At 42.9% G+C, this 24611-nt stretch carries 20 protein-coding genes; 13 read left to right on the top strand and 7 right to left on the bottom strand.

The genetic code is table 11. The annotated features are described in order from the left end of the window. Nucleotides 1-26: 26 nt before the first annotated feature. The 3 genes from secA to SOO65_RS10730 all read right to left on the bottom strand — a co-directional run bounded on the left by secA (nucleotide 27) and on the right by SOO65_RS10730 (nucleotide 4471). On the bottom strand, nucleotides 27-2576 hold the full coding sequence (gene secA / locus SOO65_RS10720) for a preprotein translocase subunit SecA (protein ID WP_407676960.1): 2550 nt from the start codon (nucleotides 2574-2576) through the stop codon (nucleotides 27-29). Nucleotides 2577-2590: 14 nt separating this feature from the next. After that, complete coding sequence (locus tag SOO65_RS10725) at nucleotides 2591-3658, bottom strand: M23 family metallopeptidase (RefSeq protein WP_321389362.1); 1068 nt, start codon at nucleotides 3656-3658, stop codon at nucleotides 2591-2593. 66 nt (nucleotides 3659-3724) lie between these two features. Continuing rightward, nucleotides 3725-4471 (bottom strand): Stp1/IreP family PP2C-type Ser/Thr phosphatase, encoded by a 747-nt coding sequence (locus tag SOO65_RS10730; RefSeq protein ID WP_321389365.1) that lies wholly within the window; start codon nucleotides 4469-4471, stop codon nucleotides 3725-3727. A gap of 215 nt (nucleotides 4472-4686) precedes the next feature. Between SOO65_RS10730 and SOO65_RS10735 the strand changes: the two genes are divergently transcribed. The 4 genes from SOO65_RS10735 (at nucleotide 4687) to SOO65_RS10750 (ending at nucleotide 10991) form a co-directional block, all read left to right on the top strand. Beyond that, nucleotides 4687-6750 (top strand): PrkA family serine protein kinase, encoded by a 2064-nt coding sequence (locus SOO65_RS10735; RefSeq protein ID WP_321389368.1) that lies wholly within the window; start codon nucleotides 4687-4689, stop codon nucleotides 6748-6750. An 11-nt stretch (nucleotides 6751-6761) separates the two neighbouring features. Continuing rightward, the gene (locus SOO65_RS10740; protein WP_321389371.1) at nucleotides 6762-7880 is read left to right on the top strand and encodes a DUF444 family protein; all 1119 of its coding nucleotides are present in this window, start codon (nucleotides 6762-6764) and stop codon (nucleotides 7878-7880) included. Further along, nucleotides 7880-9391 (top strand): SpoVR family protein, encoded by a 1512-nt coding sequence (locus tag SOO65_RS10745; RefSeq protein WP_321389374.1) that lies wholly within the window; start codon nucleotides 7880-7882, stop codon nucleotides 9389-9391. The genes SOO65_RS10740 and SOO65_RS10745 overlap by 1 nt, the downstream gene beginning before the upstream one ends. A gap of 94 nt (nucleotides 9392-9485) precedes the next feature. Beyond that, a complete protein-coding gene (locus SOO65_RS10750; RefSeq protein WP_321389377.1) occupies nucleotides 9486-10991 on the top strand; it encodes a HAMP domain-containing methyl-accepting chemotaxis protein in 1506 nt (501 codons plus the stop codon). Here the strand turns inward: SOO65_RS10750 and SOO65_RS10755 are convergent. Both SOO65_RS10755 and SOO65_RS10760 read right to left on the bottom strand, forming a co-directional pair. Beyond that, entirely contained in the window at nucleotides 10974-11726 is a 753-nt protein-coding gene (locus SOO65_RS10755; RefSeq protein WP_321389380.1) for an alpha/beta hydrolase, read from the bottom strand. The genes SOO65_RS10750 and SOO65_RS10755 overlap by 18 nt on opposite strands. Next, a complete protein-coding gene (locus tag SOO65_RS10760) occupies nucleotides 11689-13119 on the bottom strand; it encodes a tetratricopeptide repeat protein (protein WP_321389382.1) in 1431 nt (476 codons plus the stop codon). Before SOO65_RS10760 ends, SOO65_RS10755 begins: the two co-directional genes overlap by 38 nt. Nucleotides 13120-13171: 52 nt before the next feature. Between SOO65_RS10760 and SOO65_RS10765 the strand changes: the two genes are divergently transcribed. The 8 genes from SOO65_RS10765 (at nucleotide 13172) to SOO65_RS10800 (ending at nucleotide 21370) form a co-directional block, all read left to right on the top strand. Next, nucleotides 13172-14806: a hypothetical protein gene (locus tag SOO65_RS10765; protein ID WP_321389385.1), complete on the top strand. Its 1635-nt coding sequence runs from the start codon at nucleotides 13172-13174 to the stop codon at nucleotides 14804-14806. 68 nt (nucleotides 14807-14874) lie between these two features. Next, entirely contained in the window at nucleotides 14875-15912 is a 1038-nt protein-coding gene (locus SOO65_RS10770) for a sigma-70 family RNA polymerase sigma factor (RefSeq protein WP_321389387.1), read from the top strand. Nucleotides 15913-16026: 114 nt separating this feature from the next. Beyond that, nucleotides 16027-16293, top strand: coding sequence for a 30S ribosomal protein S15 (rpsO, locus tag SOO65_RS10775; RefSeq protein ID WP_321389391.1), 267 nt, complete (start codon nucleotides 16027-16029; stop codon nucleotides 16291-16293). 207 nt (nucleotides 16294-16500) lie between these two features. Continuing rightward, on the top strand, nucleotides 16501-18624 hold the full coding sequence (gene pnp, locus SOO65_RS10780; protein WP_321389394.1) for a polyribonucleotide nucleotidyltransferase: 2124 nt from the start codon (nucleotides 16501-16503) through the stop codon (nucleotides 18622-18624). A 2-nt stretch (nucleotides 18625-18626) separates the two neighbouring features. Beyond that, the gene (dut, locus tag SOO65_RS10785; protein ID WP_321389397.1) at nucleotides 18627-19085 is read left to right on the top strand and encodes a dUTP diphosphatase; all 459 of its coding nucleotides are present in this window, start codon (nucleotides 18627-18629) and stop codon (nucleotides 19083-19085) included. Nucleotides 19086-19104: 19 nt separating this feature from the next. Next, nucleotides 19105-19386, top strand: a complete 282-nt coding sequence (locus tag SOO65_RS10790) for a polyhydroxyalkanoic acid system family protein (protein ID WP_321389399.1) — start codon at nucleotides 19105-19107, stop codon at nucleotides 19384-19386. Further along, nucleotides 19383-19952, top strand: coding sequence for a 2Fe-2S iron-sulfur cluster-binding protein (locus SOO65_RS10795; protein ID WP_321389402.1), 570 nt, complete (start codon nucleotides 19383-19385; stop codon nucleotides 19950-19952). Before SOO65_RS10790 ends, SOO65_RS10795 begins: the two co-directional genes overlap by 4 nt. Before the next feature lie 26 nt (nucleotides 19953-19978). Next, the gene (locus tag SOO65_RS10800; RefSeq protein WP_321389403.1) at nucleotides 19979-21370 is read left to right on the top strand and encodes a POT family MFS transporter; all 1392 of its coding nucleotides are present in this window, start codon (nucleotides 19979-19981) and stop codon (nucleotides 21368-21370) included. A 54-nt stretch (nucleotides 21371-21424) separates the two neighbouring features. Here the strand turns inward: SOO65_RS10800 and SOO65_RS10805 are convergent, their stop codons facing one another. Beyond that, nucleotides 21425-23005 (bottom strand): hypothetical protein, encoded by a 1581-nt coding sequence (locus SOO65_RS10805; RefSeq protein WP_321389406.1) that lies wholly within the window; start codon nucleotides 23003-23005, stop codon nucleotides 21425-21427. Between the two features lie 328 nt (nucleotides 23006-23333). Between SOO65_RS10805 and SOO65_RS10810 the strand changes: the two genes are divergently transcribed. Further along, on the top strand, nucleotides 23334-24053 hold the full coding sequence (locus SOO65_RS10810) for a hypothetical protein (protein WP_321389409.1): 720 nt from the start codon (nucleotides 23334-23336) through the stop codon (nucleotides 24051-24053). On the opposite strand, the gene SOO65_RS10815 is transcribed toward SOO65_RS10810, so the two are convergent. Beyond that, complete coding sequence (locus tag SOO65_RS10815) at nucleotides 24036-24605, bottom strand: hypothetical protein (protein WP_321389411.1); 570 nt, start codon at nucleotides 24603-24605, stop codon at nucleotides 24036-24038. The two genes, SOO65_RS10810 and SOO65_RS10815, sit on opposite strands and share 18 nt — an antisense overlap. Nucleotides 24606-24611: the final 6 nt, after the last annotated feature.

Genomic DNA, 24611 nt, shown 5'->3' on the forward strand with positions numbered 1-24611 from the left:
ATGAGTCGCGCCCGCTTATAAATGTACTAAGCTCCGTGACAAGACTTAAATTTTTTCCCTGAGCCACAAGGGCAAGGATCATTACGTCCTACTTTAACTGTAGCACGAATAATCTTTTTTTCCTCTGCCATTGCTTCAGCGGCCATGGCGTCCTGGTGGGCCTTAAGTTGTGCCTGGAGAAGTTTTTCCTGCTCACGGTGGATGGCCTCAATTTCTTCTTGAGTCATAAGCTTGATGTGGGAGATACGCTCAACCACAGCACGCTTGATAGCAAACTTCATGTTCTCATAGATCGTGAAGGCCTCGCGCTTATACTCAACCAGAGGATCTTTCTGGCCGTATGAGCGTAGGTTAATACCTTCTTTCAAATGGTCCATGGCAAGAAGGTGGTCTTTCCAGAACTGATCGAAAGTCGCAAGAAGGACTTCGCGGTACGTATACTTCACTTGCTCCGGATCAAATCCTTCAAATTTCTTCTGAATGGAAGTTGCGCCGACTTCTCTTAGGTAGTCAGCAAGTTCACCCTTATGTTTTTGAGAGCACTCTTCCGGAGTTAGCGTTTGCTCAACACCGAAAGCATTCTTCGCGGCTTGATTGATTTCATCCCAAGGGAAGTCACGAACAGTGCCTTTCTTCTCAGGCTGATACTGAGCTGCTAGTTCAAACGCCACTTCATCAATGAAGTCCTGAATAAGTTCGTTGTTACCTTCGTCATTAAGAATGTCACGACGGATTTTATAGATAACTTTACGTTGCTCATTCATCACGTTATCGAAATCAAGTAAGTGCTTACGGATATCGAAGTTATGAGTCTCAACTTTCTTCTGAGCTTTGGCGATGGCGTTTGTGATCATTGAGTGCTCGATAGGCTCATCGTCTTTCATACCAAGCTTCACCATGATGCCTTTAATTCGGTCTGAACCGAAAATACGCATCAGATCGTCTTCCAGAGAAAGGAAGAACTTCGAAGCACCTGGGTCACCTTGACGACCAGAACGACCACGAAGCTGGTTATCGATACGACGAGATTCGTGTCTTTCAGTACCGATGATGTAAAGACCACCAAGGGACTTTGTTTCAGCTGTTAGTTTAATATCGGTACCACGACCGGCCATGTTTGTGGCGATAGTTACACCACCACGCTGACCAGCTAGAGCAACGATTTCGGCCTCACGAGCGTGGTTCTTGGCGTTCAGAACTTCGTGCTTGATGCCTTTAGAAGAAAGAACGTTAGAAATAAGTTCAGATGATTCAATTGAAATTGTACCAACCAGAACTGGTTGACCTTTCTTATGGCATTCTTCAATAAGTTTTGCCACGGCCTCGTATTTTGCCTGGCGAGTTGCATAGACAACGTCCGCCTGGTCATTTCTGATCATTGGAAGGTTAGTCGGGATAACCACTACTTCAAGGTTATAAATTTTCATGAACTCGTCAGCTTCAGTATCAGCTGTACCAGTCATACCTGAAAGCTTTGAATAAAGACGGAAGTAGTTCTGGAAAGTAATTGAAGCAAGTGTCTGGTTTTCAGATTTTACTTCTACGCCTTCTTTTGCTTCTACCGCTTGGTGAAGACCGTCAGACCAACGAGACCCTTCTTTCATACGGCCAGTAAATTCATCTACGATGATTACCTTGCCGTCACGAACTACGTAATCCACTTCGTTTTTAAAGAGCGTGTGGGCCCGTAGAGATTGGTTAACGTGGTGAAGAGTTTCGATGTTTCGAACATCATAAAGGTTACCGATTTGAAGAAGCTCTTGAACCTTCAAGATACCTTCTTCAGTCAGAACTGAAGATTTTGCTTTTTCATCCACTGTATAGTGAGTGTCTTTTACAAGTTTAGGAATGATTTTATCAACCACACCATAAAGACGCGTATCACCTTCAGAAGGACCCGAGATAAGAAGCGGAGTACGTGCTTCGTCGATTAAGATTGAATCGACCTCATCCACGATACAGAAGTGGTGTTCACGTTGAACGTAATCGTTAAGATCGAACTTCATGTTGTCGCGAAGGTAGTCGAAAGCGAATTCGTTGTTTGTTCCGTAAGTGATGTCAGCTTGGTAAGCGGCCTTACGATCTTCGTCGTCCATGTTTGCGATAATTACGCCAACAGAAAGACCAAGCCAGTTATATAGTTTACCCATTTCATGAGAGTCACGTTGAGCAAGGTAGTCGTTCACTGTTACAAGGTGAGCGCCTTTGCCAGCAAGAGCATTAAGATAAAGTGGGAGAGTCGCAGTAAGAGTTTTACCTTCCCCGGTTTTCATCTCAGAGATTTTACCCTGGTGAAGTGTAATACCACCCAGCATCTGTACGTCAAAGTGACGCATGTTCATTACACGGCGGCCTGCCTCACGAACAACTGCGAACGCATCCGGAAGGATGTCATTAACAGTAGAACCTTTCTGAAGCTTGTCTTTGAAAATCTGAGTTTGATTTTTCAACTCATCATCCGACATCGCCTGATACTTCGGCTCGAGGGAATTGATTTCCGCCAAAATTGGCTTTAGAGCGCGCATGTCACGATCTTGTTTTGTACCAAATAGCTTGCGCATCATCGAATCTAACATAGGAAAACCTTTTCTTAATCGAGGATAAAATATAATGGATCAACAGCGATGCCATTGACCCTAACTTCATAATGTAAGTGCGGACCAGTAGAGTGGCCGGTGTTACCAACACCTGCCAGAAGCGCTCCACGTTTTACTTTCTGTCCTGCGCGTACACTGAGTGACTGATTGTGAGCATAGATGGTTTCAATTCCATACCCATGATCGATTTGAACGAATTTTCCAAATCCGGCCTTCTCTCCTGAGAAAGTGACAATTCCGTCTGCAGGCGCATGTACAGCAGTTCCGTAAGGAGCACCAACATCCAGCCCTTCATGCATCTTCAGACGACCGGCCCATGGAGACATACGCTGCCCAAAATAACTCGTAATCCAGCCGTCGGCCGGGAGAATGGTTGGCGTTGAATTCAGGAAAGATTCTTTGTCTAAAAGATATTGATCGAGAGCATGGATGTTGTTTTCGATACTCGAAACAACTTCTCTAATTTGATAATACTTGAAATCGAACTTGGCGTAGTCGTTTGATAGGGCAAAGCTTCTACGAGCTAGATCAGACCATTGTTTAGTTAGAAGGTAACTGCGCTCAAGGCCCAAAGTGGCCGCGATTTTTTTGTCGTAAAGAGATTTTAGTTCTTTGAACTTTGGTTGATCTTCCATGTCGCCTTCGAATTTAAAATCCAAAGATGAGTTCAGGTCTTCCAAGTTGAAAGATTCTTTTGTTTCTTCGTTGTTGTTATTAGTCGGTTTGTAGATTGGGCCCTTGCCGCTGATATCTTCAAGACCGGTAATCACACGAAGTTTTTTCTCAAACGTGTTGATACGTTTTAAGTCATCACCCAAAGTATTCATCTTCATTTGGAAAAGTTGAATCTGTTCTTTGAGCTGACGGTTTTCAATTGAAAGATGTTTGTTTTCGTAAACCTGCTGAAGAATTTTCCAATAATCGTAGGCCAGCACGCCAATTAACATGACCAGCATCACTGACATGAAGGCGAGAGACTTAAATAAAACAGTTGGTATACGATAGGTCTTAACCCCTTTTTGTTTTTCAGGGACGACCATCACGGTGTAGTACTTATCCATGCCAAATATTTTAAGCGCAGATACCTTGAATGGGAATACAAAACATTGAAAAGATTGGATTAAGAACTAGGCCTGGGCCACGGCCAGAATAACCGAAATATTATCCTGCCCGCCATTGTCGTTTGCCTGCTGAATGAGCTCTTTTACGGTCTGTTCAACGTCAGATAACTGGCAACGAGATGGGTCAGAAATGTTTCTCTGCACGATATGCAGGATGTCTCCATCGCTCACTTTGCCGTGCAATCCGTCAGAGCAGATTAAAAAAATATCATTTTTGCAGACGCGGTAGTTAAAAACATCTACCTGAACGTCCGGTTCAAAGCCCACAGAGCGGACCAGAACGTTCTTTTGTGGATCTTTCACCGCCTCTTCACGGGTGTAGATTCCCATGTTGAGTTTTTCCTGAACAAAAGAGTGATCGCGGGTGAGTTGGAAAATATTCTGGTTATTAACCATGTAGACGCGGGAATCCCCGACGTTTCCGATCACCAATTGAGGTCCGGCAAATTGAACGGCCGATACTGTTGTACCCATGCCATGAAGTTCCGGTTGTTCTTCGGCCTTCTTTAAAATCGAGCGATTAATTTCCTGGATAAGATTTTTCATCATGGTCTGAGGATCCTGAGAATTATTTTTTCCCAGATATTCACCCATGACTTTTACAGATAGTTGAGAGGCGATGTCGCCACCATTATGTCCACCCATGCCGTCAGCGACTGCAAAAAAGTGATGGGCATGGTCTAAACAAATTGAATCTTGATTCGTTTTTCTTTTACGCCCAATATCTGTGGCACCAGCACAAAGAATACCCATAATGGCCTTGTTAAAATTTGTGATGTTTTAATCATAGAATGAACCATGTTTTAGTCAAACAATAATCTTAGTCACTTGTGAATGACTGACAAAATCCCTCGGAAAGAACTGCCGTTTTCCCACCTTGTTGTATTCGTTTGGAGAAGTTACCCTTAGTAGGTACAATAAATTAAGGGTCTTCGGATCCGCTTTAATTCGCCTTAGGGAGGAAGTCCATGGCAAGCTCCAATTTCGATATCCAGTCTTTCATTTCCCAGCACTACAATCCAAAAGATTTCTCTCACCTGCACTGGCAAGGAAGTTTTCAAGAGTACGTAGATCTTGTGATGAAAAATCCTAAGATCGCTCGTAATTCTTTCCAACGTATCTATGACATGATCATGAGCTACGGTACTTCTCAGTACACTGAATATAAAAAAGAAGTAACTCGTTACCACTTCTTTGATGATCCATTTGAGAATGGAAAAGATGCCATTTTCGGTATCGATGTTCACTTAATGAAAATGGTGAATTTCTTCCAGTCGGCAGCTCTTGGTTACGGAACTGAGAAACGTGTACTTCTTCTTCACGGTCCGGTAGGGTCGGCGAAGTCCTCAGTCTCTCGTCTTCTTAAAAAAGGTCTTGAGCACTATTCTCGTACAGACGAAGGCGCACTTTATACTTACGAGTGGGTCGATGATGAAGGTTCTGCCATTCTTGGTGGCCAGAAAGTTTTCGCATCTCCAATGCACGAAGAGCCTTTAAAACTTTTACCTCCTGAAGTTCGTGAAAGATTCCTTGCCGAATTATCAAAGGTGAACAAGTCTCCGTACAAAGTAAAAATCAAAGGTGAAGTGAACCCGGCCTGTCGCTTTATCCTGAATGAATACATGATCAAGTACGATGGTGATTGGAACAAAGTGATGAAGCACATCCGTGTGAAACGCTTGATCCTTTCTGAAAAAGATCGTCGTGGTATTGGTACATTCCAACCAAAAGATGAGAAGAACCAAGATTCAACAGAATTAACAGGTGATATCAACTACCGTAAAATCGCGATCTATGGATCAGACTCTGATCCACGTGCCTTCAACTTTGATGGTGAGTTCAACATCGCCAACCGCGGTATCGTTGAGTTCATCGAGATGCTGAAACTTGACGTAGCATTCTTGTACGATCTACTAGGTGCTTCTCAAGAGCAATCGATCAAACCTAAAAAGTTTGCTCAAACAAACATTGACCTTGTGATTCTTGGCCACACCAACGAGCCAGAGTACAGAAAACTTCAATCTAACGAATTCATGGAAGCTCTTCGTGACCGTACGGTTAAGATCGACGTTCCCTATATTACTCGTCTGGATCAGGAAGCTCGTATTTATAGAAAAGACTATAATAAAGAGACAATTCCCAACATCCACATTGCTCCTCACACGCTTGAAATGGCGTCTACCTGGGCGATCCTTACTCGTCTTGAAGAGCCGAAGAAATCTGACCTTACAAAGCTTCAGAAGCTGAAACTTTATAACGGTAAGACTCTTCCTGGTTACAACGAAGACAACGTAAAAGAACTTCGTAAAGAAGCAGTTCGTGAAGGTCTTGAAGGTATTTCTCCACGTTATATCCAGGATAAAATCTCGAACGCGCTTGTGAAGAACGGACACGTTGGATGTCTTAACCCATTCATGGTTTTCAATGAACTTGAATCAGGACTTAAGCACCACGCGCTTGTAAATTCTCCAGAGCAGATGGATCACTACCGTGAGATGCTGGCAGTTTGTCGTCAGGAGTATGAAGATATCGTGAAGAACGATGTTCAAAAAGCGATCTCAGTTGATGAGTCTGCCATTCAAACTCTTTGTGCTAACTACGTTGATAACGTTAAGGCCTACACACAGAAAGAAAAAATCCGTAACAAATACTCTAACAAGTTAGAGGAAGCAGATGAGCGTTTCATGCGTTCAATCGAAGAGAAGATCGATATTCCTGAGTCTCGTAAAGACGATTTCCGTCGCGAGCTTATGAACTACATCGGTGCTCTTGCCATCGAAGGCAAGCAATTCGATTACAAAATGAATGAGCGTCTTCACCGTGCTCTTGAGCTTAAACTTTTCGAAGATCAGCGCGATACAATCAAGCTAACAACGATCATCTCGAACGTGGTTGATAAACAAACCCAAGAGAAGATTGAAGTGGTGAAGAGCCGCTTGATTAAGAATTTCAACTACTGTGACATCTGTGCCACAGACGCGTTGAACTTCGTGGCTTCTATTTTCGCTAAAGGCGACTCTATTAAGTCGTAAGAGGAAAGAGAGTGGATCATCCGATTAAGCGAGACCATGCCAGATTTCGGAAGATTGTTAAGGGTAAGATCCGAGATAATCTCCGAAAGTATGTGTCACAAGGTAATCAAATCATTCCTAAAGGGACCGACCAATTCACGGTCCCTATGCCTTCCATCGATATTCCTCGATTCCGTTTTGGTGATAAGTCTCAAGGCGGGATGGGACAGGGACAAGGTGAAGCTGGCGATCCAGTAGATGGTCAGCAGGATCCTAATGGTCAACCTGGCCAGGGTGAAGCAGGTGAGGGAGAAGGGAACAAGGAACTCGAGGTAGAACTTTCTCTGGATGAGCTTGCGCGTATTCTAGGGGAGGAACTTGAACTTCCGAATATTGAACCCAAAGGAAAGAAGTCGCTTCAGAGTGTGGTAGACCGTTACACAAATATCGGAACGACCGGACCTGATTCTCTTCGTCACCTACGTCGTACTTACAAGCAAGCGCTTAAGCGACAAATTGCGACCGATTCATATGATCCAGAAAATCCGGCGGTGATTCCTATCCGTCGTGACTTCCGTTACCGTGCATCTGATACGAAAGTAGAGATGCAAAACGCAGCGGTTGTGATTTATATGATGGACGTTTCCGGTTCAATGGGTGATGAGCAGAAAGAGATCGTTCGTACAGAATCTTTCTGGATCAATCTATGGCTTAAGTCACAATACAAAGACATCGAGATCCGTTATATCATTCACGATGCCACTGCTAAAGAAGTGGATGAGAACACGTTTTTCAGAACTCGTGAATCCGGAGGTACTCTCATTTCTTCTGCCTATAATCTCTGCAAAGAGATCATTGAAAAAGACTACAACCCGAATGAGTGGAACATCTATCCGTTCCATTTTTCAGACGGTGATAACTGGTCAGCAGATGATACAAAGCTTTGTCTTGAACTTTTAGATAAGGTCATTCTTCCAGTTTCAAATAACTTCTGTTACGGGCAAGTGGAAAGCCGTTACGGTTCGGGCCAATTCTATAAAGACTTGGCGGCGAAGTACGGAACAACTTCCGATAAACTCACCCTGAGTAAGATTAAAAACAAAGAAGGAATCCTGGACTCAATTAAAGAGTTCTTAGGTAAAGGAAAATAATGAACCGCTCGAAGCCCATCACTGGTGAACTTCTAGCTCTCAAAAATGAAATCGAAGGCTACGCCATTGAGTACGGTTTGGATTTCTTTCCACAGGTTTTTGAAGTTTGTGATTACGATACGATCAATATTCTGGCCGCTCAAGGCGGTTTCCCATCACGTTATCCTCACTGGAAATTCGGGATGGATTACGATCAGCTCTCAAAAGGCTATGCTTATGGATTACAAAAAATCTATGAGATGGTGATCAATACCGACCCTTGTTACGCCTATCTTCTTCAGGCAAACAATTGGGTGGATCAGAAAATCGTGATGGCCCACGTTTATGGCCATAATGATTTCTTTAAGAACAATGCCTGGTTCTCAAACACCAATCGCAAGATGATGGATGTCATGGCCAACCACGGAACGAAGATCCGTCGTTATATGGAACGTTATGGCCAGGATGCAGTTGAGTCTTTCATTGATAAGGTTCTCTCTCTGGAAAACCTTCTGGATATTAACGAGCTATTTGAAACGACTTCATTAAAGCGCCGTCGTGAAGAGCAAGTGGTTCAGCAGCGTGCAGAGAATGAAGATGATGGTTATCTGATCGATGACCGTTCACAAGCTCTGAAATCTTTCATGCGTACCAAGGCCCGCCTGAATAAAAAAGAAGAGGCCAAACGCGAAGACGACGAGGATATGGTAGTGGCCGAAAAGCCCCTGACCCATAAAACGAAAGACGTTCTTGGTTATCTTATTCAGCATGCTCCAATCGAAGAGTGGCAGGCCGATATCATTGGTATTTTAAGAGAAGAGGCCTATTACTTCCTCCCTCAGCGAATGACTAAAATCATGAACGAAGGTTGGGCAAGTTACTGGCACTCAACCATCATGACTCAAAAGGCCCTGGACGCTTCTGAGATCGTGGATTTCGCAGATAAGCACGCAGGTGTTATGGCCATGAGTCGTCAGAACATCAACCCTTATAAGGTTGGTATCGAGCTTATGCGTGATATCGAATACCGCTGGAACCGTGGTATGTTCGGTAAGGAATACAACGAATGTTCAAATATGGCGGAAAAGCTTCGTTGGGACACTAAACTTGGTAAGGGTAAAGAGAAGATTTTTGAAGTTCGTAAATCTCACAACGATATCTCTTTCATTGATGAGTTCCTGACGCCTGATTTCTGCGAACGTCAGCAGCTTTTCACTTATAAGTACAATCCACGCACTGGCCGTTTTGAAATCGATTCTAAGGACTTCCAGGCAATTAAGCAGAAGCTTCTGTCTCAGCTCACCAACTTTGGTCAACCGATCATTGAAGTGGAAGACGGGAACTACATGAACCGTAAAGAATTGCTTCTAAGTCACGTTCACTACGGTGTGGATCTGGACGTAGGTTTTGCCAATGAAACCTTACGAAATCTGTACGCTATTTGGCGTCGACCAGTTAATCTTAAAACCAAATATGAAGATAAAGATGTCATCTTTCACTTTGATGGCAAAGAGTTCAAGCCTCAACATTAGTTGAGGCTTTCTGTTTTAATTCCCTATAAATTTTTCTTAAGCCCTAAGTAGTTTTTCCGAGAAGCTATGTGAACTCATTGAGGAGAACACGTGTATGCTTAAACGAGCAAGTCTTAAGGGAAAATTACTATTAGGTTTTTTAACCATTGCCGCATTCGTGGTGGTTGTTGCATTGATGGGCTATTTCTCGATGCAAGCAGTATACCGAGATTTCAACTTCATCAGTACCACAGTCACTAAAAATCTTAAACGTGTAACGAAGCTCTATAACTATGGTAACGAAGCGAACCGTTACCTCATGCGTGCTTATATGTCTCGTGAAGAGAAGAACGTTAAACGTCTTTTGAAATCTGCTAACGATAACATCAATAAGTTTGAAGGTGTTCGTAAAGAGTATCTTGCTGATGAATTTTCTCCAGGTGAAAAAGAAATGGTAGAGAAGTTCTTCAAAACCTGGGACGAGTTTATGATCTATGCTCGTCAGTTTGAAGCACTGGTAGATACTATGCAGCCTGAAAATCTAGAAAAAGCGATTGATCTTCTGGATGGACGTTACCGTGAAATTCGCCTTGATATGTATGCTCAACTTGAAGCACTGGATGCCTTCCACACTAAGCTTGGTGAAGAAAAACACGCCGCCGCTGTAAAGGCCTATACCGAATCAAATTGGATCAACCTTGTTTCATCTCTCGCCTGTATCTTGTGTGCCATTGTGATGGGCTTTTTCATCGCAAGAAAAATCACTACTCTTATTGATTCAATCACATTTGAAATTGATAGTTCATCTTCTCAAGTAGCACAGGCCTCGGAACAATTAACTTCAGCATCTTCTCAGCTTTCACAAGGTGCCACTGAGTCCGCTGCTTCTCTTGAAGAAACAGTTTCTTCGCTTGAAGAGCTCTCTTCAATGGTAAAGCTGAACTCAGATCACGCTAAAGAGGCCAATAATCTTTCTCAGGAGTCCCTTACTTCTGCGGAAGATGGTGAACAAGAAATCAGAAAACTGATTGGTTCAATGGAAGAAATGGCGAAGTCTTCTAAAAAGATCGAAGAGATCATTAACGTGATTGATGACATCGCTTTCCAGACCAACCTTCTTGCCCTAAACGCCGCAGTTGAAGCTGCCCGTGCGGGTGAACAGGGTAAGGGGTTTGCAGTGGTTGCCGATGCCGTGAGAAACCTCGCTCAGCGTTCTGCTTCTGCCGCCAAGGACATCAATGGTCTTATTAAAGAAAACGTTGAAAAAACTCGTTCAAGCTCAGTGGTTGCCGGAACTTCAGGAGAGTCACTAACGAGAATTGTGGGCGCAGTTAAAAAGGTTGCGAGTCTTAACTCTGAAATCTCTGCCGCCTCTCAGGAACAGGCAAACGGTATTGAACAGATTACTAAAGCAATGAACCACCTTGATGCCGCCATTCAGTCGAATGCTTCGTCATCTGAAGAAGTGGCCTCATCCGCTGCTGAGATGTCTTCTCAAGCAGAATGCTTAAAGCAGCAAGTAGTGAGCTTGAAGCGCTTCGTGTCCGGTGGTGAAGGCCCAACGGGCGAAGTGGTGGAGTTCTCGACTAAAGGACAAGACCCTCTAAGAATGGTTTCTTAAATCTGAATGTAGAAAAAAATCTTCAATACTGGACATGAAAAGTGTCCAGTCATTGGGGAGAAAATAATCGGGATGAAACAAGATATGATGACTCCCGAGACCTTTGTTTAGATAGCCTCGCTCATAGAAAATCACTTTTGTTTCATTTTTCTTTTCTACTTCTTCCTTCAGAGTTTCCGCATCTACCAGTTCATCTTTAGGATCAATCATAACCATGGTTGGAATCTGAAAAGACCTCTCGAGTTTATGGAGAGTTACCATTCCCTTTAAAAGCATCCTGTATTCGGCCACTGTGAGAAACTCATAGCGACGGAACTCTTTGGGAGATAGGCTTTTTACCCACAGAAAAGCGGGAAGAAAGGCCAATAGAGATCTTACCGTGCCTTGGCGATGGGTATAGAGGGCCGGAGCTAAAAGGGCCTGTTTTAAAGGTTTATTGGTGGGATTCTTCTCCATCCATAGCTGAAGATAAAGGGCCCCATGAGAAAAGGCGATGACATAGTAGGGCCTGTCTCCAAGTGCCTTCATTTTCTGATCAAAAAGCGCCAGGGAAGATTCAAAATCCCGCGCTTCTTTTCGGTTATCATCGTGGCCCGGAAGAATCAGGAATTCAGTTTCAAATCCTCGGGACTCGAAATGCTGCATGATAGGTTTGAAACTGTCTGAGTTATTATTCAGACCATGAATAAAAAGAATTCTAGGGCGACTTTGGGATAAGCTGTATGAGTTTGTCATCCATCTCTTCTATATCAAGTTGGTTCACGTAAACCGTTTCTTTTAATGGCTGGTTCAGATCCTCTTTAATGAGTTTTTCCCATTCCTTCTTGTCTGCGAGTTTATCATCTCGTCTTACAGTCAGAGGAAAAGAGTCCCACTGACTCAGCTGAAAAAGGACCCAGCAATTAATGATGTCATATTGTGAACAACTTAGAGAGGCCTGTTTTTTCATATTGTCTGGCTGATTTTGCATTAAGGCCGTAAAGCTTCCTAATTGCGTCACTTCTAAATCTGTTCCGCGACGTGAGCGCTGTGCAATGGCCTCAAGGACCTTATTCGCGCCACTGTAATCACCTTTTTGCATTAAGAAGGCCGCATTCAACGTCATCTTATTAATTTGTGTTTGCGGTGAGGCCATCACTCGTTCCGCGTAAACACTTCCGCCTTCCCAGTCACCCAATAACCAGGCAAGAGGAAGGAGTCGTTCAAGGGCATTTTGTGAGTTTTGTTTTTGTTCCAAGGCAAGTTTGAACTGTGCATAGGCGAGTTCATACTTATTTCTTAGAACGTAAAGATTCCCTTTGATGTTTTCGGCATTGGGAGATTTCAGGTCCTCGAGATACTTATAAGACTTTGCCAGAGCTCCGGTGCGGAAAAGAATTTGTCCTGCAAGTTCTCTGATCTCTGGATCCTGAAGTTGTTCCACAGTTAATTCCGGAATTTGATCTAACAGAAGCTGCTCTTGATTAAGATACAAAGAGAGCTTCATCATGACCTTGGCCTCATCTCGGTCGAAGGCAGCAAGTCTCACGAATTTAAAGGGCACGGCCGTCACACCTTTTACGGGTGCAATTTTTAATTGAACTAAAGTGTCGAGCCACGCCATATTGAGGGCCTTTAAATTATAGGCGTTCTCCACACGGCACCGGTTCCAGTCATTTTCAAGCTCAGTGGTCTTATTCAGCACGATTTCATTCAGCACTTTCAGAGTGCAAATCTTAGAGTATTGAGGAATGTTCTGAAGTTCAGGTTGGCTGAGATAGTGGAAAGATTTTGCAAATTCACCGTCAATGAAATGCAGAATGGCGAGATAGCGATGAACCACTGGTTTTAATTTTGTCTGAGTGAAGGTGAGTTTCAACAAATGGGCACGTGCCATTCTGATATCACCATTAATCAGGTAGTACTTAATTTTTTTTAGCTCTTCAGTTTGAAGACGTCTCTCACTGAATAACACGCGATTCAGTTCTTCTAGATCGTAAATGCTTGGAGGAGGTGATAATTCTCCTCGGCGACTCAAGAGATCGGGCGTGGAATAGCTCACCGACCCCCCATCAGTCCTGATAGGAAGATCAATTTCAGCAGCTCGAACCTGCCCAAACGCTAGAAGACCCAAAATCAATAACTTCATAGTAAACCTATCGAAATATTTTCCGATAAGTTTAAAAAGATATGTAAATAATATGATTAAATTTGTCGGGTTTCTTTTATTCATCATGAGCTTTTCCGCTATGGCCTTAGTGCCAGTGGAGGGTATTCTCATGGGTGAGGCCCAGACCGATATTCAAACTGATCCGCTCCTGAACGTCTTCAGCGACATCTATGATAAAACCAAGCTCGGTGAAAATAAGAAGGTTAAGCTTTACCACAGTACCTTTGAAGGTGGTCAGCTATTGGTGGAAAGTTGTGGGTATCTGGCCCCTTCTCAGTACGCGACACCTTGGCAGGAAAAACAGGCCAAGCGCTCTGTGGCCGCGACACTTCAGTACATCGGTATTGATACCAGCATTAAGGCCATTGGTGCCTATGCTAAGAAGATGGAAATCAGTGACAGTGAGTATAAGCGACTCACGAATAATCTTCTAAAAAACTATTGCTCAAAAAATATCACCATTTTTTCGTTACGAAATTTAGAGCAATCTTTTCAGCATTATTTTCAAAACCCTCGCATGGAAATGATTCCTTCAGTGGAATCTTCTCCCTTCGCCACCAATATGGTTAAGACCTCAACTGAAAAAGAAGCGGCGAGATCTCGTGAGTTCGATCAGGTCATTAAAAATTTTCGTGCTTTCTGCTCTTGGGGCGGAGAAGTCGAAGATTATCGAATGCTCACTCCTTACTTGAATAACCGTTACATCATGTCTTTTGTTTTTAAAAACATGTCGGGTGTTCAGGACCAAATGGTTGGAAAAGAGCAAAAGATCAAACTTGTACCGGATGATTCAACCGTTCAAGTTGCCTGTACTGATCTCATCTGTCGTAAAGAGAATCTAACAACGTTTAGACAAAAGTTTCCTCTAAGTGTGGGCTCAACAGGAGTCTCTACCGATCTTGCTAAACTCTATTGTCATCACTTTAGATTTCAAAATGAGCCTCAGGGTACAATCCCTGAAGTGAAGGCCTGGATCAAAGCCCAGGAAATTGAAGACCCTATTTTTGAAACATCTCAGTTTATTTCTCTTATGACTGGTATGCCGGATCTTTTCTTTGGCATTGATTCCTATCAGGACATGCCACTTCTTCTTCGGAGCAGTGTGGATGAGAGATGGAATCTATGGGCTAAACAAGTGTTAAATTCATTCTCAAAAGACATGCTCTATGAAGAGGCACTTAAAGTAAAAGTTGTGCCTCGTACTGATCGAGTCGCCCTTGCCACCAAAGGTTTTGAAGTTGATCTTTCAGTCACGATGGGTGAGATGGATCGCATGATGCAGGACCATGATAAGCTTGGTCTTACCTTTGAATTAAAGCTCACTAAAAACTATATGCGCTCTCTCAAGACTAAATGGCATGCTCTCGCTCAGGAAGTAGATTTGGAAGGGCAGAAGAAGTTAAAAGAAGATGTGGCCCGCTACATCGACATACAGCTTCGCGACAAATCAAAATATTTTACCCAAAGAATGTGGAACGAAGACTTTTCACGCTTAGTTGCTGAAGAGCTGATTAACCAATCTCTGATTTATCGTGGTCCTATCTTTGATTCTTATCAGGAAGAAGTCTTAAAAGTTCCTGTGAGATTCTCTTATGGGTTATTTGCATTGAGTTACTTGCGTTATAAGGCCGATGCAGCATCTGGCCGACTTAAACTAAATCTATAGACACCTTTCAAATATCTTTTCTCTAAGGTACCCTTGACTTAATTTTAACCGCTCCCATCTTGTCAGATATGCCGAAGAAAAACTCTAAAACTGAAGTCACTCCTGAAATCATTGTAGATTCTAAGAATAAAAAGAATCTCAAAAAGAAAGATGATGTGATCGAAGTCAACATTGACGGTGATGAAGATTTTCTGGACCCGAAAGGGCCTTCGGAAGCTCTTGTCCCTAAAATGGTTGAGTCTCTTCCAGTTCTAAAAAAATCCACCGATTTAAAAGTTCAGGATCCTCTGGCAGTTTATCTTAAAGAGATTGCCCGACATAAGCTTCTGACAATCGAAGAAGAGAAAGAACTTACTGCTGAACTTTTGCGCACAGGTGATATTGAAGTCGCAAAGAAATTAGTTCTCGCGAATCTTCGTCTTGTGGTGAAGATCGCCCTTGAATACAAGAGTGCCTACAAAAATGTGATGGACTTGATTCAAGAAGGGAACATCGGTTTGATGAAGGCGGTTTCTAAATACGATCCTAGTAAGGGAGCGAAGCTTTCTTATTACGCGAGCTGGTGGATTCGCTCTTATATTTTAAAATTCATTCTCGATAACTTCCGTCTTGTTAAAATCGGAACAACTCAAGAGCAGAAAAAACTTTTTTATAACCTCATGAGAGAAAAACAACGTCTCATGAATATGGGTATTAATCCGGACGTAAAACAACTTTCAGAAAATCTCGGAGTGTCTGAGAAGGCCGTGATTGAAATGGATCAGCGCCTTGGTTCTAGTGGCCAGGAAGTAAGTCTGGATAAACCCCTGGATAATGACGGGGGGAGTCAGACTCTTAGTGACCTCATTGGTGACGATGAAGAGGCCCTGGATAGTCGTCTGGCCGATCTCCAGAATTTAGAAATTCTCCGCGAGCAATTGGGTGAGTTCGTGAAGGGGCTCAAGCCTCGCGATCAGGAAATCTTTAAAAAACGGTTACTTAGCGAGATTCCCGAGAGTCTTCAGAGTATCGCCGATCAATACGGGGTTTCGAGAGAGAGAATTCGTCAGGTGGAAGAGCGACTGATCGAACAATTAAAGATTTACATGTCTGAATTTCTTAGATAAAACCACATATAAGTTCATAATTTAACGAGGAAATGGAAGCAATCACGCCCATCCATTTGTACCTTGTACTTGGTTCCAACGTAAGGTTGGTGCTAGGGCATAGGAGAAAAGAAAATGATTACAACAGCAAAAGCAGCAGAACTAGTAAAGAAGTTCGGTGGATCTGAGAAGAACACAGGTTCAGTAGAAGTTCAGGTAGCTCTTCTTACAGAGAGAATTAAAAACCTAACTCCGCACTTCGAGAAAAACAAAAAAGACCACTCTGGTATGAGAGGTCTAATGAAGATGATCGGTCAACGCCGTTCACTTCTTAAGCACTTGAGCGCAACTGATGAAGCTCGTTATAACAAGCTCATCGCTGAGCTAGGTCTACGTAAGTAATAATGTGAAGAGGGGCCTGTGGCCCCTCTTCTTTTTTGAAGGTGAGACGAGAGAGCTCGAGTATTTTAAGAGATAAACAGTAAGTCGAAATTTTCCACTTCCTCTTTATCTCTCAAACTCCCGACTCAAATCAATCCTTCCAGATAACATTAAAACAAAACATATAAAGGCATGACCTTTGTCGTGCCCGATTTTTTAGGAGAACCTATGTTGAATAACAAAAAAGAATTCAAGATGAATTACGGTGGTAAGGAAATCACCCTCGAGACTGGTCGTCTTGCTAAGCAAGCGGATGCTGCAATCCTCGCTTCATGCGAAGGCACGCAAGTTCTTGTGACTCTTACTTGCGCAAAAGAAGTAAATGATGGCCAAGACTTCTTCCCACTTCTTGTTGACTATAAAGAAAAATTCTACGCTGCCGGAAAATTCCTTGGCGGTTTCTTAAAGCGTGAAGGTCGTCCATCAAACGCAGAAATTCTAATCATGCGTCTTATCGACCGTCCTCTTCGTCCGCTTTTCCCAGAAGGCTTCATGAACGAAACAATCCTTATGGCACAAGTTGTGTCTCAAGGTGCTGGTGATTCAGAAGTTCTAGCTGGTCTAGGAGCTGCAGCAGCTCTAGCGATCTCAGACGTTCCTTTCAATGGACCAATGGGTTACGCAAAAGTTGGTAAAGTTGATGGTAAACTTATCCTTAACCCAACGAAAGCTGAGTGGGACGCTGGTGCCCTTGGTCTTCTAGTTGCTGGTTCTGCAGAAGCAGTTCTTATGGTTGAAGGTGAGTCGAATGAAGTTTCAGAAGCAGAAATGCTTGAAGCGATCGTATTCGGTCACAACAACATTAAAGAATTCTGTAAGCTTCTTGATAAAATGACAAAAGAAGTAGGCGTGAAGAAGCGTGAGTTCACTCCTGTGACTCCAAACGCTGCTCTTATGACAGCTGCCATGAGCGAGTTCTCAACAGAAGCTCGTAAAGTTCTTTCAACTAACGTTAAGCAAGAGCGTTCAAATGCTACAAACGCTTTCCGTAAGCACATTAAAGAAGCTCTTAAAGCAAATCCTGCTAAATTTGGTCTAACTGAAGAAACAGATTTCGGTAAAGAAGCAGCTAAAGTTACTGACGAAGTTCTTTATAAAATGATGAGAGCTGACATTCTTAACGAGAACAAGCGTATCGCTGGCCGTGGTCTGGCAGTTGTTCGTGCAATTGAAACTGAAACTTCAGTTCTTAATTCAGTTCACGGTTCTGCACTTTTCACACGTGGTGAAACTCAAGTTCTTGCTGCCGTTACAATCGGTGGTAAAGAAGGCGAGCAGATGTATGACTCTATCCACGGTGTTGGTTATGATAAATTCTACCTTCACTACTCTATGCCACCGTTCTCAGTTGGTGAGGCGAAAGGTTACAGAGGTGTTGGCCGTCGTGAAATCGGTCACGGTAACCTTGCTGAGCGCGCTCTTAAAAAAGCAATGCCTTCTCAAACAGAATTCCCATACACAGTACGTGTTGCCTGTGAAGTTCTAGAATCAAACGGTTCTTCTTCAATGGGTTCAGTATGTTCTGGTTCAATGGCGCTTATGGACGCTGGTGTTCCTCTTAAAGGACCGGTTGCTGGTGTGGCCATGGGTCTAATCAAAGAAGGCGACAAGTATAAGATCCTTACAGACATCCTTGGTGATGAAGATCACCTTGGTGATATGGACTTCAAACTTGCTGGTACAGCTGCTGGTATTACTGCAATTCAAATGGATATGAAAATTGCTGGTATCTCTGAGCAAATCTTCCGCGAAGCTCTTGCTCAAGCGAAAGAAGGCCGTACTCACATTCTTGGCGAGATGGCGAAAACTATCTCTACAAACCGTATTGGTTTCAAAGCCGGTGTTCCTCAAATCAAATCGTTCAAAATTGCTCCGGATAAAATCGGCGCTCTTATTGGACCTGGTGGTAAGAACATTAAAGCCCTTCAAGAAAACTTCAAAGTTACTATGGATGTTGCTGAAGACGGTACAGTTAAAGTTCTTGGTGTTGACGTTCAGAAGATCGATGAAGTTATCGCTCTTGCGGACATGCAACTTAACGGTCCTAAGATCGGTGCGATCTACAAAGGTACTGTTGTTACAATCAAAGAATACGGCGCATTCGTTGATATCGTTCCTGGACTTGCTGGTCTTGTGCACGTTTCAGAAATCGCTGATGAGCGCGTGAATGATCCGAATGATTACCTAACTGAAGGTCAACTTCTAGATGTTAAAGTTCTTGAAGTAGATCGTTTTGGCAAAATCAAGCTTTCTGCTAAAGCAGTAGCTCCGGTTGCTAAAAAAGCGAAGTAATAATGACGATCGAAGTGAAAGTAAAAACCCTAGATCATTACGACTCTAGCTTTGAACTTCCATTTTACGCCACTGAGGGTGCTGCTGGGGCCGATGTACGCGCCAGCATCCCTGAAAAAAAGTCTATTTCGATTAAACCAGGGGAACGAGTTCTCGTTCCCACTGGTCTTTCGATGGAAATTCCATTTGGCTATGAAGTTCAAGTGCGTCCTCGCTCTGGTCTTTCGCTAAAATCTCCTCTGATGATCGTAAACGCTCCCGGCACAATTGATTGTGACTACCGTGGGGAAGTTTGCATTATCGTCGGAAATTTCGGGAAGGAAGACTATGTAGTTGAGCACGGTCTTCGTATCGCTCAGTTAGTGATTGCTCCTGTCATTCAGGCAAAGTATTCGGTTACGACTACATTGAATGAAACTCAGAGGGGAGCAGGTGGCTTCGGCTCTACCGGCACTAGATAACTCTTACAAAGGATGTATCATGGAATTGAAAGTTCCTTACGCTCAGATTACAGATAAGAAACAAGGCTATGAAGAGGCCAAAAAGCTTATTCCTGAAGTGATTGCAAAATTTGGTGTGGCTGCAGACGTTCATAATGATGACGCCACTTCAACACTAAAGGCCAAGGGCTCTGGATTCGAAGCAAAAATCGAATTTAAGGATTCTGAAGCAGTTGTTAACGTTGACCTAGGTTTCCTTCTTAAGCCTTTCAAAGGCAAGATTTTGGAAACTATTGAAAAGCAGATTAAGAAAGTTGTATGAGCGATTATAAATGTACTTTATGGCCGTCAGGAGAAATCCTGGAGCTTAACGGTGAGGACACACTCCTTAACCAGCTTAAGAAGGCCGGCAAAAAAATTAAGTCCAGCTGCGGAGGCTGTGCTACTTGTTCGGACTGCACCATTATCGTGAAGTCTGGCGAGATGAATCTTACGCCGCAAACTTTTGAAGAACTACGTCTCTTAGGAAACGTCTTCCATATCACTAAAGAAAGGCTCTCATGCCAAACGAAAGTGACTGGAGATGTGACTTTGGATATCTCCGCACACGAGAAAAACACATTTACTGGTAAAAACGAGAAGGTAACAGTGCCAAAAAGCACCACAACTCGCCTGAAAAAGCGCGAAGACATCGAAAAAGAAGCTATTGAAAGTAAGGAAAAAAACCAAGATAAACCGTCAGACACTTGGTATCGTCATTGGGAAAAAGAAGAAGGTGCGGACGCGGCCGGCTCCGGTGCGAGCAACAAGCCTAAAAAGCTTGGAGGCAACAAACGTGTGAAGCCTTTCAACTTCAATGACACTGATAAAGAAGAAAACGATAAATAGCCCAACCCTTTTTAAGGAGTCAACGCATGTCACAAGCCGCCGCAGCTGCATCGGTTGAAGCAGTAGACAACAAATTCCCATCTCAGATTAAGTACATCGTAGGTAACGAGGCCTGCGAACGTTACTCATATTACGGGATGAGATCAATTCTCACAGTATTCATGATTCAAGTTCTTCTTATGCAAGAAGCTGAAGCAACATCAACATACCACTTGTTCGCAGGTGCTTGTTATTTGTTCCCACTTCTTGGTGCTTTCATCTCAGATAGAATTTGGGGTAAGTACAAGACGATTCTTTATCTTTCACTTGTATACTGTGCTGGTCACGCTGTACTTGCTGTTTGGGAAAACAAAATGGGTCTTTACTGGGGTCTAGGGCTTATCGCTCTGGGTTCTGGTGGTATTAAGCCATGTGTATCTGCTCACGTAGGTGACCAGTTCAAGGCGAACCAACAACACCTTCTTAAGAAAGTTTACGAGTTGTTCTACTTCATGATCAACTTCGGTTCATTCTTCTCAACAATCCTAACTCCATGGACACTTAAAGCTTACGGTCCTTCTGTTGCTTTCGGTATTCCAGGTGTTCTTATGGCAATCGCGACTTTCATCTTCTGGATGGGCCGTAACGAATTCGTTCACGTTCCACCTTCGAAGTCAGATGGTCACGGTCTTGTGAACGTAATCTCTTCAGCGTTCAAGTTTTCATCATCTCGTAAAGCTGGTGAATCATTCCTTGATGGCGCTCTTAAAGAGCACTCAAAAGAGCAGGTTGAGGCAGTTAAAGCGGTATTCGATATCGCTAAACTTTTCGCTTCAATCACAATCTTCTGGGCCCTATTCGATCAACACGGTTCTTCTTGGGTAATCCAAGCTATGAACATGAACCTTAATTTCATGGGTATGGAATTCGAAGCTTCTCAAATTGCTGCTTGGAACCCAATCATGGTTATGGCCCTTATTCCACTTTTCTCAATGGTGGTTTACCCAGTCCTTGATAAAGTAGGGATCACATCTACGCCAATTAAGCGTATGACTCTTGGTATGTTCGTTGCTGCAGTTTCTTTCGCCCTTATCGGCGGTCTACAAATGTGGATGGATTCTTCAGCTGATAAGATCAACGTTATGTGGCAGTTCTTCCCGTACCTAGTAATCACTATGGCGGAAGTAATGATTTCAATCACTGGTCTAGAGTTCGCTTATACTCAAGCTCCGCGTGCAATGAAATCGTCAATCATGTCGATCTGGTTGTTAACTGTATTCTTCGGTAACTTGATTACTGCTTACGTTTCAAAAGTTAACTTCTTCCCAATCGCTTCTACTGGATACTTCATGTTCTTCGCTGTTCTTATGGCGATTTTCGCAGGTATCTTCTGGTACATGGGTACTCAGTACAAAGTTAAAAACTACATGGAAAAATAATCTGTTCGAAAGAATGGTTTAAAATGGAAGGCCCCTCGGAAGAGGGGCCTTTTTTTATTGAGCTTCTTCTTGTGATAAATCTTCGTTAGGAAACCAGTTAGGGTTGAAGTACCCTTGAGAGTAAACTCCAGAAGGAACCGGACGATATATTACAGGGCTACTGAGTCCATCGCGTTCCATCGAAATAATATCTTCCCAGTCATACCAGTCATTAAAGCGGTTGATGATATCAGGGTCACCTGGAACTTCCCACTCATCCGGAATGTCCTGACGAGAGTTACTGCCTTTGTGGATATCAGAAATGAGTTCCACATCAGAAGTTGCCGGCATCAAGCGGTCCCAGTCACGAACCATCACTCTAATGCGCGCTTTAATATCCATGGCAGTGTCTAAGCAGTAGTAGGTGTAGTATGGGTTTACATTTGAGTGTGTTCCAAAAAATGGATCGGCCGCATGAGGTCTAGCAATATATTGGTTCGTCGCTGTAGATACAGTGTTCCAGTAACTACCAACTAGTGTTGAATCCAGGTTAATAAGTCTAGTTCCATCCAGGGCCATATTTTGAGAGTAGTAATCAATTAGACGAGGTTCAATCACCTTTCCAAAAATAGGATCTGACCAGCTTGCCTTGTAAGTAGGTGTGTAAGGAAACACACTGCTACCATAATCAACCATGGCCGAAGCCAGATCACGACGGAAGTTTACATACATAAGGTTTTGTCTTCTATCATCCAAAGGAGCAGGGAATTTATATTCTTTCTCGTAAGCAGCATCCCAAGTCGTTTGGGTAATTACCGTGCCTTTGGAAGTATTATCTAGAGTCGGTTCAAGACGGATGGCACCTTGAACACAGTTGTTACGCTTACCACCACAACGAATTATTCTTGAACTCCTTGCTACACTTGTAAGAGTAGATTCAACAGAATATGAAGCTGTAAAAGTGTTAACTGTAATTGTTCCCACGTCACAATTTTCTTCATTCATGTCTTTGTAATTGAACCGACAAAACTCTTCATCATTTTCAACGGTAAACGGAAGACGATTCGCAACTGGGATATGAGGATTTGTCTGATCAATAAGAATTTGACCACAGACAACTGTTCCTCCACCAGCATATGAAGGGTTTACACCATTAGCGAGGGCAGCGGTTTGCATATGTCCTGATGTTGTATCTGTGTTACCACATAAAAACTCAGTATACGTTGCACTCGAATCACCCGGCTGACGATTATAATAAGAATAAGGCGCATACCCAATAAACTCACAAGTATTCGGACTGGCCGAAACTTTCCAACTCATACCACCAGCATTAAGTGAAAGTTCTTCCGCTTCCATATAACAAGTAATATCGTGAACGGCCGGACTGCCACGATAAGCATCATTAGACAGCGGAGTATTTCTTCTCACTTCACATTTCGTATTGGCATTACCAGCACCAGTTTTATGAAGCTTATAATTCAACATGAGATGTGATGTGTTTTCGAGAGCGAAGTAGTATTCGGAAGGAACTACTGTTGGCCCTTCTGTACTTGGATCAGAAGAGTTACCACCCTGTAGTTCAGGTGAAACTTTTTCGTTACAACTCGCGAGTGAAACCGCGATTGCTAATAGAGAAAGTTTTGAAATTATTTTCATAATCATTCCTTCGAGAAAACCTATATTCCCTTCCAACTCTTCGGAAGGACGAAAAGAAAATTGAGAGGGCGTAGTTTTTTACTCCTCTTTTTTTCCTCGTCAGGTTAGACTCATCCTAAGTACTTTTATTTTACAACAAAGCTCTGTTTTTCAGACTAAGAAGGTCGGAAAATTCAAGATGATTAATTCCACTCTAAAATATCAATCACTTCGACTCTATATATATCTTTACTTGCTTTTTTTAGTCATGTTCTTGTGCCCGAAAATCTGGGCTGCTCAGACGGCAATGGTCCTCGCTGACCGTGCGATAATTTATTCTGATACAGAGATGACTAGTCCGATCGGGTATATTTCTCGAGGGAAAAAAGTAAAAGTCGGGGAGATACCAAGGAATCGTGCTCAGGTATACCCTATCGTTATTTCGGGAAAATTGGCCTTCATCCGCGTGATTGATGTAACGACTGAGAAAGAATCCATGGATTCTACTCGTCTTTCTGCTGAACGTTTCCAGAAAAGCACTCGCAAAGAATACAAATCAAAGTTTGTTGTTTCATATCTCACGTTCCTTTCACAGGTTTCACTTGAAAACTCGAATTCCGCTCTGGCCGATGGGGATGCTCTTCAGTGGCATGGGATTTCTTTTAAGGGTGAGGCAATGCTCTGGAAGTCATGGGATCTTCAGATTCTTCTGAACTATCTTCAAACCATTAAAGGCGAAGAGACTTTCCGAATTGTTGAATTCGGTGCTGGTGGTGCTTACCGCTTGATCCAATCGAGTAAATTCCTTCTGAGATTAGAGGGCCAGTTACTTGCCATTCCTTTCTCAAACTATTCTTACGGCGATGATTTCCGAGTGAATGGTTACGGTCTTACGACCGGTGCGGGTGTGAATGCCAATTACTACTTTAACGAGAATTGGTCTTTTGAAGGGTCTCTAGGTCTCTTCTATACAAAGACCTTCGGCTACGATGCTCCGGCACCATACAAGACGATTGAACCTACATTTATGGGGACTCGAGTAACTCTTGGTCTAAGCTACACTTATTAGTTTCTTTAGCTTCTCAAGATCAGCTTTTCTTGAATGACGATCCACTAGAATCTTCTGGCCAGTTTTGCTTTTGAAATAAAGAACAAAGTATCCCTTGTTCTGGAAACCAACGTTGCTTTCATTGGCATTGATCTTGGCCACATTCGGAGAGTCGATGAAGGCCTCAATCGTTAACTCATCAGTTGATTCAACTTCAAATTTTTCAGTGAAAAAGGGAATACCAAAAACTCTGTGTTGGAGAGTCAGTGTCTTGCCTTTTTTAATGATGCGTTTTTCGTAAAAAAAGAAGCTAAAGATAAACACTGGCATGAGACCAATGAAAGTCAGAAGTGTATAGCCAAGAGTTGCATCAGTTTCGTCACCCAGTTCAATGAGTTTGAGCACCGGTGCTTTGATCGCCAGGAACATGAAGAAGATCACGGCCACAATGCAAATGGCGTAAATCCAAAATATGTAAGGTAGTCCATAGGTTTTAAGTGTGATTGATCCGTCTTTTTTATCAACAAAATCAGTTTCATCTTCACCAACAGGAAACACATACATAAGGCCCATGGACTC

This window comes from Peredibacter starrii (assembly GCF_034259205.1).
GTDB classification, from domain to species: Bacteria; Bdellovibrionota; Bacteriovoracia; order Bacteriovoracales; family Bacteriovoracaceae; genus Peredibacter; species Peredibacter starrii.

Excerpts from the sequence above, each read along its gene's own strand:
- secA (WP_407676960.1), bottom strand. The coding sequence starts at position 2,576 with ATGTTAGATTCGATGATGCGCAAGCTATTTGGTACAAAACAAGATCGT.
- SOO65_RS10725 (WP_321389362.1), bottom strand. The coding sequence starts at position 3,658 with ATGGATAAGTACTACACCGTGATGGTCGTCCCTGAAAAACAAAAAGGG.
- SOO65_RS10730 (WP_321389365.1), bottom strand. The coding sequence starts at position 4,471 with ATGGGTATTCTTTGTGCTGGTGCCACAGATATTGGGCGTAAAAGAAAA.
- SOO65_RS10735 (WP_321389368.1), top strand. The coding sequence starts at position 4,687 with ATGGCAAGCTCCAATTTCGATATCCAGTCTTTCATTTCCCAGCACTAC.
- SOO65_RS10745 (WP_321389374.1), top strand. The coding sequence starts at position 7,880 with ATGAACCGCTCGAAGCCCATCACTGGTGAACTTCTAGCTCTCAAAAAT.
- SOO65_RS10750 (WP_321389377.1), top strand. The coding sequence starts at position 9,486 with ATGCTTAAACGAGCAAGTCTTAAGGGAAAATTACTATTAGGTTTTTTA.
- SOO65_RS10755 (WP_321389380.1), bottom strand. The coding sequence starts at position 11,726 with ATGACAAACTCATACAGCTTATCCCAAAGTCGCCCTAGAATTCTTTTT.
- SOO65_RS10760 (WP_321389382.1), bottom strand. The coding sequence starts at position 13,119 with ATGAAGTTATTGATTTTGGGTCTTCTAGCGTTTGGGCAGGTTCGAGCT.
- SOO65_RS10765 (WP_321389385.1), top strand. The coding sequence starts at position 13,172 with ATGATTAAATTTGTCGGGTTTCTTTTATTCATCATGAGCTTTTCCGCT.
- SOO65_RS10770 (WP_321389387.1), top strand. The coding sequence starts at position 14,875 with ATGCCGAAGAAAAACTCTAAAACTGAAGTCACTCCTGAAATCATTGTA.
- rpsO (WP_321389391.1), top strand. The coding sequence starts at position 16,027 with ATGATTACAACAGCAAAAGCAGCAGAACTAGTAAAGAAGTTCGGTGGA.
- pnp (WP_321389394.1), top strand. The coding sequence starts at position 16,501 with ATGTTGAATAACAAAAAAGAATTCAAGATGAATTACGGTGGTAAGGAA.
- dut (WP_321389397.1), top strand. The coding sequence starts at position 18,627 with ATGACGATCGAAGTGAAAGTAAAAACCCTAGATCATTACGACTCTAGC.
- SOO65_RS10790 (WP_321389399.1), top strand. The coding sequence starts at position 19,105 with ATGGAATTGAAAGTTCCTTACGCTCAGATTACAGATAAGAAACAAGGC.
- SOO65_RS10795 (WP_321389402.1), top strand. The coding sequence starts at position 19,383 with ATGAGCGATTATAAATGTACTTTATGGCCGTCAGGAGAAATCCTGGAG.
- SOO65_RS10800 (WP_321389403.1), top strand. The coding sequence starts at position 19,979 with ATGTCACAAGCCGCCGCAGCTGCATCGGTTGAAGCAGTAGACAACAAA.
- SOO65_RS10805 (WP_321389406.1), bottom strand. The coding sequence starts at position 23,005 with ATGAAAATAATTTCAAAACTTTCTCTATTAGCAATCGCGGTTTCACTC.
- SOO65_RS10810 (WP_321389409.1), top strand. The coding sequence starts at position 23,334 with ATGACTAGTCCGATCGGGTATATTTCTCGAGGGAAAAAAGTAAAAGTC.
- SOO65_RS10815 (WP_321389411.1), bottom strand. The coding sequence starts at position 24,605 with ATGGGCCTTATGTATGTGTTTCCTGTTGGTGAAGATGAAACTGATTTT.